Below are 13255 nucleotides of genomic sequence, written 5' to 3' on the forward strand. Positions count from 1 at the left end.
CCGGATCACGAGCCGCTGCGCCCGTCCCCCTCGTGGTCGCCCGCGGAGCCCGGCCGTGTCACGTCCGCCGCCGTGACCGTCGTGAACGGCAGCACGAGCCGGGAGGGGTGCGCGGCGTCGCGGTAGATCTTGTGGGTGACGGGGCGGCCCACCGGCAGGTGGAAGGCGTCCGGCGGCAGCAGGGCGTTGTGCTCGTCGGCCAGCGGCTCGGCGTTGGAGAGCTCGACGACCAGCTTGTGTCCCGGCAGGAACGTCGCCGCGAAGGGGTAGACGCGGAGCACGTACTCCTCGATCCTCCCGGGCTCGACGGGCACCGCGCGGGTGTGCGGGTGGTACGGATCGCCCTCGGTGGTGCGCTCCTCGTCGAGCTCGCGGTGCGATGCCTTGAGGTAGGCCGTCGTGATGAGCTGACGCTTGCCGTTCGGGGCCTCGTCCCACATGCGCAGGATGAAGTTCGTGTCCGGCTGGTCGATCTCCGCGAAGATGTGAGCCGCGCCCTGACCGATCATCTCGGTGGGCTCGGTGAACGTGGCGGTGCTCCAGCTGAGCATCTCCACCTTGTCGGTCACCGTCAGCGGCGCCTGGTAGAAGCCGTCGGGGGCTGCGTACTCGGCGCCCATCAGCTCGGGCTCGAAGGAGAGCGTGCGGCGCGGGCGCAGGTAGAGCGGCCTGTACTCGACGGCCTTCGGCGGCCACTGCGTGCCCGTGACGGTCTCGCGCGAACCCTCGACATGGATGCTCACGGCCGGCTCGTCCATGATTCCGTTGTCGATGCCCTTGAGCCAGTACTCGTACCAGCGGAACATCTTGTCGTGCTCCTCGACGAAGGGGCGCGACTGCATCGGCGGGTAGGGGCCGATGTCGAGCTTCTTCGGTCCCTTCAGCGAGTCGTAGAGCTCGATGGTGCCGTCCATCGTCCAGCCGCGGCCCTGGTCGATCTGGAGCCAGACCGGAATGTCGATCCGGGGCGCGAGCGTGATCGGGTTGCGCTCCTCGTACCACTCGCCGTCGACCTCGTTCATCACGATGTCGAACCAGGCCTCGTGGTTCTTCGGGTAGTTCAGCACATGGACCAGATTGGGCCAGGCGGCCACGTCCGGGTCCTGGAGGCGCTCGGCCACGCGCTCCTTGATCTCCTCTGGGGAACAGGTCTCCAGCATGCGGGACTTGACGCCGTCGGTGAAGGCCCATCCGGAGTCGCCCCCGCGGCCCTCGCGGGCGGCGCGCGGCATGAACCACATGACGCCGCCGTGGTAGGTGGTCTCGTAGAAGTCGAAGTGACCGCCGCTGACGAAGATCGCCTTGAGGCTCGGCGGCCGTTCGGCCGCCGCCAGCACCTGCATCGAGCCGAAGTAGGAGATGCCGATCATGCCGACGTTGCCGTCGCACCACGGCTGGGCCGCGACCCACTCGATGAAGTCGTACGCGTCCTGGCCGAGCGGGACCCCACCGGCGTTGTAGTTGCCGATGTGCTCGCCCTCGGAGGCACCGGAGCCGCGCAGGTCGCCGATGACGTGGGCGTAGTCCTCCTGGACGACGCGCGCGATGTCACCGGCCTCGATGCAGCCGTCCCACATCGGGCTGGGGCGCCGCTGCGGCGGTGTGGTGAGCGCGAGGGCCTGCAGCTCCTTGCCGTACGGGCTGAGCGCCACGAGCGCCGGACGCGGCTTGTCGTCGACGCCGCTGTAGGTGTCGGCCGCCAGCATCACACCGTCGCGCATCGGCACCCGGAGATCCTTGCGGACGGCGATCTTCTGCCCGCCCGCCTGGATCGTCTGGAAGTCAGTCATGAGTGGGAAGCTCCTGTACTACGAGGTCTGGTCGTGCTGCTTGCGGTAGCCGTGCATCGACGTGAAGAACGGCGACGGCTCGAGCGCGGGGTCGCCGGTGTAGCCGAGTTCCTCGGCTGCGCGGGCGAACGGGGAGTACGGAGAATCCGTCTCCTGAAGTCCGCCCCGCAGGCAGCCGCAGGCGGCCGCGCCGACGCGGCCCTCGGCGGCGAGGCTCTGGGCGATGGCCTCCTGGGCCTGCGCGGCGTCGAGCTCGACTCCGTACGGTGTGCCGTCGGCGCGGCGGTACGGGTGCCCGAGGTACAGGTGCTGAGGACGGACCTCGTCGCGCAGGTACTCCAGGCCGGCGCGGTAGGCGGCCGGGTCCGTGTAGCCGGGGAAGCCGTTGGCGGCCCCGTTGACCTGCACGGCGTCGCCGACGAACACCGAGCGCCCGCCGTCGACGGCGTAGGCCACCGATCCGGGCGTATGGCCCGGGATCGAGTGCACGGATACGGTGACGTCGCCGCCGAGGGAGATGGTCTCGCCGCCCCTGACGAGCAGGGTGGGCTCCATCTCGCCGGAGATGACGGCGTTCGTGGCGGCCGTCACCCTGGCCTCGCCCTCGGGGTCGCCCAGGTACTGCCCGCGTCCCGCGAGGTATTCGTCCACATGGGCGCGACGGGAGCGGAGCATCGGGGCGTCGGCCTCGTGGATCACCACCTGTGCGCGGCGGCCGGTGAGCTCCCACAGGGCGTGCGCCCCGCCGATGTGGTCGATGTGACCGTGGGTCAGCAGGATCCAGCGCACGTCCTCGATGCGGCGCCCGATCGCTTCGAGCGCGGGAATCATCCCCTCGGCGGGCGAGGAGGCGATCCCCGTGTCGACGACGGCCGGCTCGGGTGCGTCGACGAAGAAGCTGTAGAGGCCGAATCGACCCCACGGCGAGACCAGGGGATGGACGTTGACTGCGTGCGTCATGACTCTCTTTCCGAACTCGTACGCGGGGCCGACGGGTTCAGCGCCGGTTCAGGAAGTCGCGCGTCTCCTCGAAGACCCGGTGGTACTCCGGGATCCAGGAGAAGTGCTGGACGAATCCGTGGCCCGCGCCCTCGTACCGGCTGACCGTCGCTTCCACACCGGCCTCCCGCAGCAGCCGGCCGTACAGCTCGCCCTCGTCACGCAGCGGGTCGTACTCCCCGGTGACGACGAGGGCCGGCGGCAGGCCGGTGAGGTCCGTCCGCCTGACCGGCGACACGAGCGGGTCCGCGGGGTCGGCGCCGCTGTCGATGTAGAAGGCGTTGAAGGGCTTCAGCCCCGCCGTCTCCATGCCGTAGCCCACGGCGTTCTCCCGCAGCGAGGCATAGCGGTCGACGTCGAAGTCCAGGTCGAGCGAGGGGTAGTAGAGGACCTGGTGCGTGATCCGGTGGAAGCCGTCGTCGTACGCCTTGGCCGCGACCGCGGCGACGAAGGTGCCGCCGGAGCTGTCGCCTGCGACGGCGAGGGTCGTTCCGTCCCAGGCAAGGCTCTCGCCTTCCTCGGCGGCCCAGCGCACGACCGCGTAGCAGTCGTCGAGACCTGCCGGGAAGGCCGACTCGGGCGCCACGCGGTAGCCGACGGAGACGACCTTGAGTCCCGTCTCCTTCGCGAGCGAGCGTGCGACGTGGTCGTGAGTCTCCAGGCTGCCGAGGAAGAACGCGCCGCCGTGGAAGTAGACCAGCACGCCGTAGCTGTCGGCCTCGACCGGGGTGTAGATGCGCACCGGTACCTCGCCCGACGCCGTCCGCGCGGTCACGTCCTCGACCGAGTGGAGCGGCAGGCGCTCTTCGACGGGGGCGACATGCGCCTCGTCCGCGGCGCGCATGGCGACCGGGTCGAGCGGGCCCTCGGGCGGGGTCGGCAGACCGGCGACGAACTTGGCGATCTCAGGATGCAGTGGCATGGCGTTACTCCTGCGGGGCGGCGGATGCGGGCTTCTGACCGGGGAAGACCTCGTGTATCTCTTCCTCGGTCCACCCCTGGCGGGAAATGCGCTGCAGCTCGTCGGTGACCGGCTTGCGGGTGGCCTGGAAGAGAGCCAGCGCCTCCTTCACCGAGTCCGCCTGCCGCAGGGCGTCGGCGAGGGCTCCGGCGTCCTCGATGGCGGAGTTCGCACCCTGGCCCTGGTGGTGCAGCATCGAGTGGGCCGCGTCGCCCACGAGGACGACGGAGTCCGTGTGCCACGTGTCGATCGGGTCGATGTCGTAGACCGCGCGGATGTTGACGGTGGCCATGTCGAGGTCGCGTGTGATGTTCACGAGGCGCTCGTCGAAGCCCTCCACCGTCGCGAGGAGGGCGTCCTTGGTGACCTGCGGCGCCCAGGTGCTGTCCGGGCACAGGGCGGTGACGTCGAACGACACCTGGTTGCGGTGGCGCAGCGGCAGCAGGTAGATCTTCGTGCCCCGGCCGATGTACATCCGCAGGTTGTCGTCGACGACCATCCCGTAGGCATCGTCGACGGAGATCACCGTGCGGTAGGCGTGCTCGCCGGAGAACACCGGCCCTTTGTCGCTGAACAGCTCACGGCGCACCACCGACTTGATGCCGTCGCCACCGACGACCAGGTCGGCCTCGACGGTCGTGCCGTTGGCGAAGGTGAGGACGGCGCCGTCGCCCTTGTCCTGGAGGGTCTCCAGCTTGTGACCGAGGTGCACCATGCCCTCGGGGAGTACGCCCAGGAGAGCGTCGATGAAGTCACCGCGGTGGATCAGGTGGGTGTGGATCTGCTCGCCGGCGGCCGGCCACGCCTCCTGCATCATCCGCTCACCCGTGGCGGTGAGGATCTCGAAGTAGTCGCTGGGCGAACTCACCTTCGCGATCGCGTCGAAGATCCCCCACTCGCGGAACCGGTTCATGGTGGAGGGACGCAGGCCGATGCCGGCGCCGACCTCCCCGATCTGGCTCGCCTGCTCGTAGACGTCGACGTCCGCGCCGAGCAGGCTCAGAGCCTTGGCAGCCGCAGCGCCGCCGTACCCCGCTCCGACGATGGCGATCTTCAAGTTCTTCAGGTCTGAGAGCTGCATGGTGGTTCTCTCTACTTCTGGATGGTGAGGAAGCCGGCCGGGTTGTCGACGAAGATCGTCTTGATCGCGGCCTCGTCGAGACCGGCGGCGCGGAGGTCCGGGATGAGGTCCTCGAAGATGTAGTTGACGGTGTGGCCCTTCACGCCCGGCCAGCCCAGCGCGCTGCAGTTGGCGTCGGCGGAGGCGAGGACCTGCGTGAGCCGGCCGTCGCCGATGAACCGGAGGAAGTGGTCCAGCCGCTCCTTGCGGGGGCGGGCCCAGAACGGCGGGTCCGGCAGCTCGGTCTCGTAACCGAAGGTGTCGAAGCCGATGCGGCCGCCCTGCTCCGCGATCCAGACGTCGCGCGTCTTGTCGGCGTTCACGCCGTCGTCGACGTGCCCGAACAGGACACGGTCCAGCGGGAGGCCTTCCTCGGCGAAGATCGCGATCGCGTTCTCGGCGTCGATCGCGAGGTGGGTCAGGATCGGCACTCCCGTGGTGAGCGAGGCGCGGGCCGCGGCCCGGTAGATGCGCTTGTCCAGGTCCGTCATTCGGCCGCCGCGGCTCACGCCGACCTTGATGACACCGGCGAGGCTGCCGGTGGCACCGATCCCGACGGTGATCTCGTGGACGAACTGGCGGGTCAGGTAGTCCACTCCGGCCCGGGCGAAGTGCGGCAGCGCGGTGTCGCCGCCGACGAAGCCGGTGCAGGCGACGATGTGCACGCCGGTCTTCGCGGACAGCGACTTGTAGTAGTCGACGTCACGGCCGTTGCAGATCCCGGTCGCGTCGACGAAGGTGCCGCCGCCGTGCTCGTGGAAGCGGCGCAGCTTGGGGACGGTCTCCTCGTACCGCTGCTCGGGGGTCTTCCACCACTTCGTGTCCAGCTCCGAGCCGGGCATGCCGTAGCCGATGTGCTCGTGGATGGCCACAAGACCCAGCTCCTCGGCCGGGATCGGTCCCAGGACGGTGTTCACTCTCGACACAACACTCACCTTTGGATAAGAGACTTGACGGTCGTTCGCACCGGCGCGCTCAGCGCACCGACAGCAGGTCGCGCGGGTTCTCGACGAGAATCCGCCGCGTGTCCTCCTCGCTGAGACCCTGTGCCTTCAGGAGCGGGACGAAGGTGGTCAGGACGTAGCTGTAGGGCAGGTCGTTGCCGGTGTGGCCCTTCGCCACCCCGGTCGCGTTGCTGGAGAGCAGGATCCGGTCGCCGAAACCGGCCCGCACGAGGTCGGCGGCCAGGGCGGCGCGCTCGGCGTCGCCGATGTGGGCCTCGTCCTCCGGGCCCACGTGGTCGAGTGCGACGTAGGCGCCGCGGCGGGCGATCTCACCGGGTGCGCCGGAGGCGACGGCGTCCTTGCGGTCGAGCCCGGCGACTACGACGCGGTCGGCCGGCAGCTCCTCGTCCAGGACGACGTCCAGGTCGTGGACGGCGTCGCTCCCGTAGCGGACGGAGACCGCGACGCCGGTGCTCAGGGCGGTCCGGGCCGCGCCGCGGAGCAGGCTCTCGTCGGTCGCGGTCATGCCCTCGACGGTCGCGACGGTGGCCACCAGGCCCGCGGCGCCGCGGCGCTCCACACGGGGGACCACCATGCCCTCGGTGACCTCCTTGGTGAAGAGGTCGGCGAACTTCTCGGCAGGCCACGGCGTCGGCGGGTTGGTCTGCGGCGTGAGGAAGTAGCCGCCGAGCAGCTCCTCCGGGCCCTGCCCCGTCGAGGCGACGATGTGCACGCCGGTCGCGCGGGCGAGGGTCTCGTACAGCCGGACGTCGCGGCCGTGGAACATGCCGGTGCTGTCGACGATCGTGCCGCCGCCGTGGGCTCGGAAGTCCTTCAGCTTCGCGGCCAGGATCTCGAAGATCTCCGCGCGGTCGATGGTGACGTCGAAGGCGTACTCCGCGCCCGGAAACACCGACAGCAGTGCCTCGTGGACCGAGACGACGCCCAGTTCCTCGGTCGGCACCGGGCCCAGGACGGTGTTCACGGTGTTGCTCTTGACGCTCATGCCTTGCCCTCACGTGTCCGAGTGGGGTGCTCAGCACCCTGTGGCTGCAGTCACGGTAGCCATTGGGTTTACACGACGTCAATGAATTGGACACCAAGAAAAAATATTGAACGAAGCATGGGGCGAGTGTGCGGAGCCGGCCGCACCGCGACTGTCGGGAGCCCCTGTGACCAGGCAGCCTGAAGGCGAAGACATGCATCGTGTGCATGAAGCTGCATGCCAATCATTCACTTGTTGGATGTGAGCCCGGCCACTTCACTGGGGGTCATGAGCACCCCACCCACCTCCGGTATCGACCTCTTCGCCGACGAGGTCCTACTCGACCCGTACCCCGTCTACGCCGAACTGCGGGAACAGGGCTCCGTCGTCCACCTGCGGAAGAACGATGTCTACGCGCTGACGCGGTACGAAGCCGTCCGTCGCGCACTCGCGGACTGGGAGTCGTTCTCCTCGGCCTCGATCGGGTTCAACCCGATGGCCAACGAGGCACTCACCGGCACCTCGCTCGCGTCCGATCCGCCGGTGCACACCCAACTGCGCGCCACGCTCAGCGAGAACCTCTCGCCGCGTGCGCTGCGCGGGCTGAAAGGGCGGATCGAGGCGAAGGCGGACACTCTCGTCGCGGAGCTCGTCGAGAAGGGCACCTTCGAGGCGATCGACGCCCTGGCCCGGGCATTCCCGCTGGAGGTCGTCGCCGACCTGATCGGTTTCACGGGCCACGTGCGCGAGAACATGCTGCGCTGGGGCCAGGCCGCCATGCAGGTCATCGGTCCGATGAACCAGCGCACGGCCGAGAGCTTCCCCGTCGCCGGCGAGCTCTACAACTGGTGCTCCCGGGTCAGGGCCACCGACCTGACCGAGGGGTCCGTGGGGCGCGGCATCTTCGAAGCCGAGGCACGTGGCGCCGTTCCGCCCGGCACGGCCGGCCACATCATCCACCAGTACCTCGGTGCCGGCGTCGACACCACCGTGGCGGCGATCGGCAACATCGTCGCCCTCTTCGGCTCGCACCCCGACCAGCTCGCCCTGATCCGCAGGGACCCGTCTCTGGTGCCTGCGGCGTTCAACGAGGTGCTGCGCTTCTGGGCTCCCGTCCACGCCTGGGGCCGGCGCGCCACCGAGGACATCGACATCGACGGGGCAGTCATCCCGGCGGGTGCGCAGATCGCGATCCTGTTCGGCGCCGGCAACCGCGACGCCCGGCACTACGAGAACCCGGACGCCTTCCTCGTCGAGCGCAATCCGGTCGACCACCTCTCGTTCGGCTACGGCCCCCACGGCTGCGCGGGCCAAGGGCTCGCCCGCCTGGAGGCTCACGCCGTGATCGAAGCGCTTTCCCGGCGCGTCGAGCGCCTGGTCGTCGGACCCGAGGTCCGTGTTCCCAGCAACATCACCCGCAGCATCGAGAAGCTCCCGGTCCTGGAGGTGATCGCAGCATGAAGCTCACTCTCGACCGCCCCCGCTGCGAGGGCCACGGCCTGTGCGAGGAGGCCGCCCCACAGCTCATGCACCTCGACGACGAAGGCGAACTCGTGCTCGACCGCGAGGAGATCGACGACTCCGACGCCGCCCTGGCGAACGCCGCTGTCCGAGTCTGTCCGGTCGCCGCGCTGAGGATCGCATGAGCGGCGACGCGTTGGACCGCGTCGTCGTCGTCGGCAACGGGATCGCCGGACTCACCGCGGCCGATACGCTCCGCGAGGCCGGCTTCGACGGCGAACTGACCGTCGTCGGCGACGAACCGCATGCGGCGTACAGCCGGCCGGCCCTGTCGAAGGCACTGTTGCTCGACGGCGACGGCCTGTCGACTCACGAGCTTCCGCCGGCCGGCCACGGGGCGACCGAACTTCTGGGTGTGCGTGCGACCGGCCTGGATCTCGACCGCCGGTTCGTCACGCTCGACGACGGTACGGATCTGCCGTACGACCGCGTCGTGCTCGCCACCGGCTCCCGGGCGCGGAGGCTGTCCGGCCTTCCCGAGGAGCGCACCTTGCGCGGACTCGATGACGCGCTGTCCCTGCGCGGCCGGCTGGCCGGCCGGCCGTCGGTCATCGTGGTCGGCGGGGGCCCGCTCGGAATGGAGATCGCCTCGGGGTGCCTGGCCGCCGGCTGCCGGGTCACCGTCGTCTCCCAAGGGGTGCCGCTCATCGCCCAACTCGGTCCGTACCTCGCCGGCGTCTTCGTCACGGCCGCGCTGGACCTGGGGCTCACCGTCATCGAGACCGGGTCGGCGCGGCTCGAACGCCGTGGGGAGAGCACCCGGGTCGTTCTTGACGACGGCGCGGCCCTCGAAGCGGAGACGATCCTGACCGCCGTCGGCGACATCCCCAACACGGAGTGGCTCGCGGGCACAGGACTTGTGGCGAGGGGCAGCGTCCCGGTCGACTCGCGCGGGCTCGTCCGCCCCGATGTCGCGGCCGTCGGTGACCTGGCGGCCTTCCCCACTCCGCACGGCCTGCGCCGCATCCCCCTCTGGAGCAGTGCGATCGAGCAGGCGAAGGTTGCCGCCAGGGCACTGGTCCACGGCGACGACGCACCGCCGCTCCGGTATCAGCCGTACTTCTGGACCGAGCAGTTCGGACTCAGCCTCAAGGCGGTGGGCTCTCTGCCGCTGGTGGGGGAACCGGCGTACGTCGACGGAGGGCCCGGTGGCGGGCCGGCGCTGATGCGCTGGTCGCACCCGGACGGCACCGCTGTGGCCGCGGCGCTCAACTACCGGGTCCCGATCCCCCGGCTGCGCCGTATGACCCAGGCCGCCGCGTAGGGTTCGCGCCATGGGTGACGACGAAGAGGGCGCCACGGGTTCGGGGTTGGACCGGCTGGCATCGGTCAACCTCAACCTGTTGGTGCCCCTCCTCGCGCTCCTCGAGGAGGGGTCGGTGACCAGGGCAGCGGAGCGGGTCGGCCTGTCGCAGCCGGCGATGAGCCACGCCCTCACGAGAATGCGGCGTCTGCTGGGTGACGAACTCGTCGTCCGGCAAGGGACGGGCGTCACGCTGACCCCGCGGGCGCTGGAGCTGATCGCGCCGCTGCGCAGCGCCCTGCAACAGACCGCACACATCGTGAACTTCCCCTGCTTCGATCCCGCCACGGACCGGCGCGTCATCACGATCGCCATGACGAACAGCACGGCGTTCGTCGTCGGCCCCCGGCTGACACGGCTCGTCGCCGAACGCGCTCCGCACGCCACGCTGCGTGTGCGGACGATGACGGTGCCGACCGAGGCCACTTTCACCGGCCAGGGTGTCGACGTCGTGCTGCTCTCCGAGGGGCACTTCTCCCCGCACCCGCGCGAGCGGCTGTACAACGACCGCTGTGTGGTGGTGGCCTCGCCGGATACGCCACCGGAAGCGAGCGCGCTCGATCTCCTGACCACACAGCCGCACATCGTCGTCGACACCGATCGGCGGGTCTTCCCCTACTCCGTACTGGAGGAGGAGGGGGTGACCTACCGCGTCGGCCAGTTGATCTCCGACTTCCTGCTGGTGCCTTTCCTGGTCGCACGCGCGGGCGGCGTCGCTCTCCTCCGCTACCAGGTGGCCGCCACCATGCGGACGCTCTCCGACGTGCGGATCGAGGAGTTCCCGTTCCCGCTTCCCGGGCTCGGGATCGACATGGTCTGGAACCCGCGACTGGCTGATCAGTACTTCATCGCATGGCTTCGCGAGCTGCTGTTCGACGCGGCGAGGAGCCTCTGACCCCGGCGGGCCGGGGCACCGGCAGGAGGGGGATCCCTCGACCCTGCCCCGCGGGCCCGGTCAGGTCAGGTCAGGTCAGGTCAGGTCAGCAGTTGTACCCAGCTGGCGCCGAGCTCGTCGAGCATCTGGTCGCGCGTGAGCTTCCAGTCGGAGCCGTCCCAGTTCTGGGCGACGAAGTCGAGCTGGGCCATCGCGAGAACTCCCCGGAAGTGGCGCTGATGGGGCTCGAGGCGACCCGCCGCCTCCAGTCCGTCCTCGATGTCGCTGATGGCCTCCTCCATCCATCGCTCCACCAGGTCGGTGAGTTCCGGATCGACCACCGCGGCGTCACGGCCGACACGGATGATCGGCCGGATGGCCGGCCAGTTGTCGGCGGTGCGCCGCAGCCACGCCCTGATCGCCTCCGGCGTCCCGTCGGCAACCGTGGCGACGAGGTCCTGCGCCGTCGAGCCGTGCTCCTGGGAGCGGACGCGCTCCAGCGCCTCGTTGAGCCGCTCGTCGATGAGCGCCTTCATCAGTTCGCTGCGGGAGGGGAAGTACGCGTAGAAGGTCACGCGCGTGGTGCCCGCCGCGGTGGCGATGTCGTCCACCGTGGTGACGGCGTACCCCTTCGTCTTGAAGAGCTCGAGTCCTGACTCCAGCAGCAGACGGCGCGTCATCTGCTTCTGTGCCTCACGAAGGTTCGCCATGCCTGGATCCTAACGCGCGACTGTACGCCGAGTGCACACACCGCCCTCACGTAATACGCGCTGCACGATTTATTGACACTATGTAAAGCAAAGGCGAACGCGTCGCGCGCGGCACCTCGAACGAAGTCGCCCAGCGTCGAGCCCTGATCGCGCGACAAGCCGACCTTTCAACTTACGGTCACTCGATTCACTTTATTTCGCGCACAAAGCATTGACGCGACGTAAAGCAAATGCCATTCTCCACGGCATCACGCTCGACTCGCGTCGTGCCCCTCTCCCCCACCGCGCACGCAGAGCCGAGCCCTTCCGTCTCACAGGGCTCAGGCCTTCGGGATGCCCATCTTTCCCAGCCAGGGAGAACAGCAATGACGCTCAACAACGGGACGACGACGTCCCCGGGCCCAACCGCGGGGGCCGCCCGGACACCGGGCTACGCGGGAACGCTGGCTGCCGCCTGCTGCGCGGTCTTCGTGGCCCAGGTCGCGAACGCGCTGCCGGCCTCGCTCAACGGACTCCTCCAGCAGGACCTGAACACACACGGTTCTCAGCTCACCTGGATCACGGCCGCGTTCATGATCGCCGTGGTCTGCTTCGAATTCACCTTCGGTGTCCTCGGTGACCTCTTCGGGCGGCGAAGACTGATCATGGCCGGCACGGCACTGGTCGCCGCGGGCAGCACCGTGGCCGCTGTCGCGCCCTCCGTGCAGGTGCTGTGGATCGGCGCCGCCCTGAACGGACTTGGCGCCGGTGCCATGTTCCCCGGCTCGCTCACCGCGATCACCTCCGTCACGCGTACCTCCCGGGAACGGGCGCACTCGGTGGCGGTCTGGAGCGGCTGCCTCTCCGCCGGCGCCGCAGTCTCACCTCTGCTCGGCGGCGTGTTCGCCAAGGTCGGATCGTGGCGCGGTTCGTTCTGGGTGCTCGTCGGACTCGCCCTGGTCAGCATGGTGCTCACCCTGATGCTGGCCACGGAGTCGAAGGCGCCCGCGGGCCGCCGGCTCGACGTGCCCGGTCAGATCACCTTCGCCATCGGCCTGATCCTGGTGCTGTACGGCGCCGTCGAGGGGCCCGAGTCGGGCTGGACCACCCTTCCCGTCATACTCGCCTTCCTCATCGGCACGTGCTTCCTCGCCGGGTTCGTCGTGGTGGAGCTGGGGGCCGAATCCCCGATCTTCGACCTGGCCCTGTTCCGCAACCGGGCCTTCACCGTGTCGTCCGTCGTCGCCGTCATCGGCATGCTCGCCTTCCTCGGCGCCTGCTTCGCGACGAGCATGTGGCTGGGCCCCGCACAGCACCAGGACCCGATCCGCGTCGCGATCCCCTTCCTACTCCTCCAGGGGCCCGCCTTCCTGCTCATCCCTGTCGTCTCACGGCTCCTGCACCGGGTCGCGCCGACCTGGCTGCTGACGACGGGATTCGCCCTGATGGCGATCGGCTGCCTGCTGTGCACCCGGCTGGACATCACCGACCCGGGCCTCGGCGCGTTCGTCGCGCCCGCCCTGCTGATCGGCATCGGCTTCGCCCTGACGGTCAGCTCGGTGACTGCCGTGGCGCTGAACAGCGTGCCCCCGAACCTGGCGGGCATGGCCAGCGCCACCACCAACATGCTGCGGGACCTCGGCTTCGCTCTCGGCCCCGTCGTGGTCGGCGCGGTCGCCCTCAGCAAGGCGGGGTCGGCCTTCGCGGCGAACCTCTCCGGCGCGGATCTGTCGGACGGTCAGCTGGCAGCGGCACGCGAGGTCGCCGCGGCGGGCGGCCCCATCGCCGTCAACAGCCTGCCGCCCGGCGCCCCGGGCTCCGCGGCGCACGGTCTCGCCCTGGAGGCCCTCGGCTCTGGCTTCAGCACCGCCTTCCTCGTGTGCGGTGTGGCGGCCGCCGTCGCCGCGGCGCTGACGGCCTTCGGCATGATCGGGGTCCGCGCCCACCGTTCCACCGAGGACGAGGTGCCCGCGCCCCCGTCGCCCGGACGCGGCGGCAGGCGGGAATCCGTCCCCACCGTGTAGGCGGCCCGCCCGTGGGGGATTCCGGGGCGGAACCAGGAAAGCGGC

The 13255-nt window shown here is 69.7% G+C and carries 12 protein-coding genes; 5 read left to right on the forward strand and 7 right to left on the reverse strand.

All coding sequences use genetic code 11. The features are described 5' to 3' along the window. Nucleotides 1–5: 5 nt before the first annotated feature. The 6 genes from ACFWFI_RS32250 to ACFWFI_RS32275 are packed head-to-tail and all read right to left on the reverse strand — an operon-like array spanning nucleotide 6 to nucleotide 6820. Entirely contained in the window at nucleotides 6–1790 is a 1785-nt protein-coding gene (locus tag ACFWFI_RS32250) for a CocE/NonD family hydrolase (RefSeq protein ID WP_387397105.1), read from the reverse strand. An 18-nt stretch (nucleotides 1791–1808) separates the two neighbouring features. Continuing rightward, complete coding sequence (locus ACFWFI_RS32255; RefSeq protein ID WP_387397107.1) at nucleotides 1809–2750, reverse strand: MBL fold metallo-hydrolase; 942 nt, start codon at nucleotides 2748–2750, stop codon at nucleotides 1809–1811. Between the two features lie 37 nt (nucleotides 2751–2787). Beyond that, entirely contained in the window at nucleotides 2788–3711 is a 924-nt protein-coding gene (locus tag ACFWFI_RS32260) for an alpha/beta hydrolase (protein WP_387397110.1), read from the reverse strand. Between the two features lie 4 nt (nucleotides 3712–3715). Further along, nucleotides 3716–4831 (reverse strand): FAD-dependent oxidoreductase, encoded by a 1116-nt coding sequence (locus tag ACFWFI_RS32265; protein ID WP_387397112.1) that lies wholly within the window; start codon nucleotides 4829–4831, stop codon nucleotides 3716–3718. Between the two features lie 11 nt (nucleotides 4832–4842). Beyond that, complete coding sequence (locus tag ACFWFI_RS32270; RefSeq protein WP_387397113.1) at nucleotides 4843–5796, reverse strand: phosphotriesterase family protein; 954 nt, start codon at nucleotides 5794–5796, stop codon at nucleotides 4843–4845. A gap of 49 nt (nucleotides 5797–5845) precedes the next feature. Next, a complete protein-coding gene (locus ACFWFI_RS32275; protein ID WP_387397116.1) occupies nucleotides 5846–6820 on the reverse strand; it encodes a phosphotriesterase family protein in 975 nt (324 codons plus the stop codon). Between the two features lie 267 nt (nucleotides 6821–7087). Between ACFWFI_RS32275 and ACFWFI_RS32280 the strand changes: the two genes are divergently transcribed. Genes ACFWFI_RS32280 through ACFWFI_RS32295 form a run of 4 tightly spaced genes read left to right on the forward strand, consistent with a single transcriptional unit; the run spans nucleotide 7088 to nucleotide 10518 of the window. Further along, complete coding sequence (locus tag ACFWFI_RS32280; protein WP_387397119.1) at nucleotides 7088–8260, forward strand: cytochrome P450; 1173 nt, start codon at nucleotides 7088–7090, stop codon at nucleotides 8258–8260. Next, nucleotides 8257–8445, forward strand: coding sequence for a ferredoxin (locus ACFWFI_RS32285; protein ID WP_387397122.1), 189 nt, complete (start codon nucleotides 8257–8259; stop codon nucleotides 8443–8445). The genes ACFWFI_RS32280 and ACFWFI_RS32285 overlap by 4 nt, the downstream gene beginning before the upstream one ends. Beyond that, nucleotides 8442–9584: an NAD(P)/FAD-dependent oxidoreductase gene (locus ACFWFI_RS32290; protein WP_387397125.1), complete on the forward strand. Its 1143-nt coding sequence runs from the start codon at nucleotides 8442–8444 to the stop codon at nucleotides 9582–9584. The genes ACFWFI_RS32285 and ACFWFI_RS32290 overlap by 4 nt, the downstream gene beginning before the upstream one ends. A gap of 10 nt (nucleotides 9585–9594) precedes the next feature. Continuing rightward, nucleotides 9595–10518, forward strand: coding sequence for a LysR family transcriptional regulator (locus tag ACFWFI_RS32295; protein ID WP_387397127.1), 924 nt, complete (start codon nucleotides 9595–9597; stop codon nucleotides 10516–10518). Nucleotides 10519–10598: 80 nt separating this feature from the next. Here the strand turns inward: ACFWFI_RS32295 and ACFWFI_RS32300 are convergent, their stop codons facing one another. Then, nucleotides 10599–11207, reverse strand: coding sequence for a TetR/AcrR family transcriptional regulator (locus ACFWFI_RS32300; protein WP_387397130.1), 609 nt, complete (start codon nucleotides 11205–11207; stop codon nucleotides 10599–10601). A 365-nt stretch (nucleotides 11208–11572) separates the two neighbouring features. Here ACFWFI_RS32300 and ACFWFI_RS32305 point away from each other — a divergent pair, with 365 nt between their 5' ends. Further along, nucleotides 11573–13210 (forward strand): MFS transporter, encoded by a 1638-nt coding sequence (locus tag ACFWFI_RS32305; protein WP_387397133.1) that lies wholly within the window; start codon nucleotides 11573–11575, stop codon nucleotides 13208–13210. Nucleotides 13211–13255 lie beyond the last annotated feature (45 nt).

The organism is Streptomyces sp. NPDC060209 (assembly GCF_042728155.1).
Classification (GTDB): Bacteria; Actinomycetota; Actinomycetes; order Streptomycetales; family Streptomycetaceae; genus Streptomyces.

Excerpts from the sequence above, each read along its gene's own strand:
- ACFWFI_RS32250 (WP_387397105.1), bottom strand. The coding sequence starts at position 1,790 with ATGACTGACTTCCAGACGATCCAGGCGGGCGGGCAGAAGATCGCCGTC.
- ACFWFI_RS32255 (WP_387397107.1), bottom strand. The coding sequence starts at position 2,750 with ATGACGCACGCAGTCAACGTCCATCCCCTGGTCTCGCCGTGGGGTCGA.
- ACFWFI_RS32260 (WP_387397110.1), bottom strand. The coding sequence starts at position 3,711 with ATGCCACTGCATCCTGAGATCGCCAAGTTCGTCGCCGGTCTGCCGACC.
- ACFWFI_RS32265 (WP_387397112.1), bottom strand. The coding sequence starts at position 4,831 with ATGCAGCTCTCAGACCTGAAGAACTTGAAGATCGCCATCGTCGGAGCG.
- ACFWFI_RS32275 (WP_387397116.1), bottom strand. The coding sequence starts at position 6,820 with ATGAGCGTCAAGAGCAACACCGTGAACACCGTCCTGGGCCCGGTGCCG.
- ACFWFI_RS32280 (WP_387397119.1), top strand. The coding sequence starts at position 7,088 with ATGAGCACCCCACCCACCTCCGGTATCGACCTCTTCGCCGACGAGGTC.
- ACFWFI_RS32285 (WP_387397122.1), top strand. The coding sequence starts at position 8,257 with ATGAAGCTCACTCTCGACCGCCCCCGCTGCGAGGGCCACGGCCTGTGC.
- ACFWFI_RS32290 (WP_387397125.1), top strand. The coding sequence starts at position 8,442 with ATGAGCGGCGACGCGTTGGACCGCGTCGTCGTCGTCGGCAACGGGATC.
- ACFWFI_RS32295 (WP_387397127.1), top strand. The coding sequence starts at position 9,595 with ATGGGTGACGACGAAGAGGGCGCCACGGGTTCGGGGTTGGACCGGCTG.
- ACFWFI_RS32300 (WP_387397130.1), bottom strand. The coding sequence starts at position 11,207 with ATGGCGAACCTTCGTGAGGCACAGAAGCAGATGACGCGCCGTCTGCTG.
- ACFWFI_RS32305 (WP_387397133.1), top strand. The coding sequence starts at position 11,573 with ATGACGCTCAACAACGGGACGACGACGTCCCCGGGCCCAACCGCGGGG.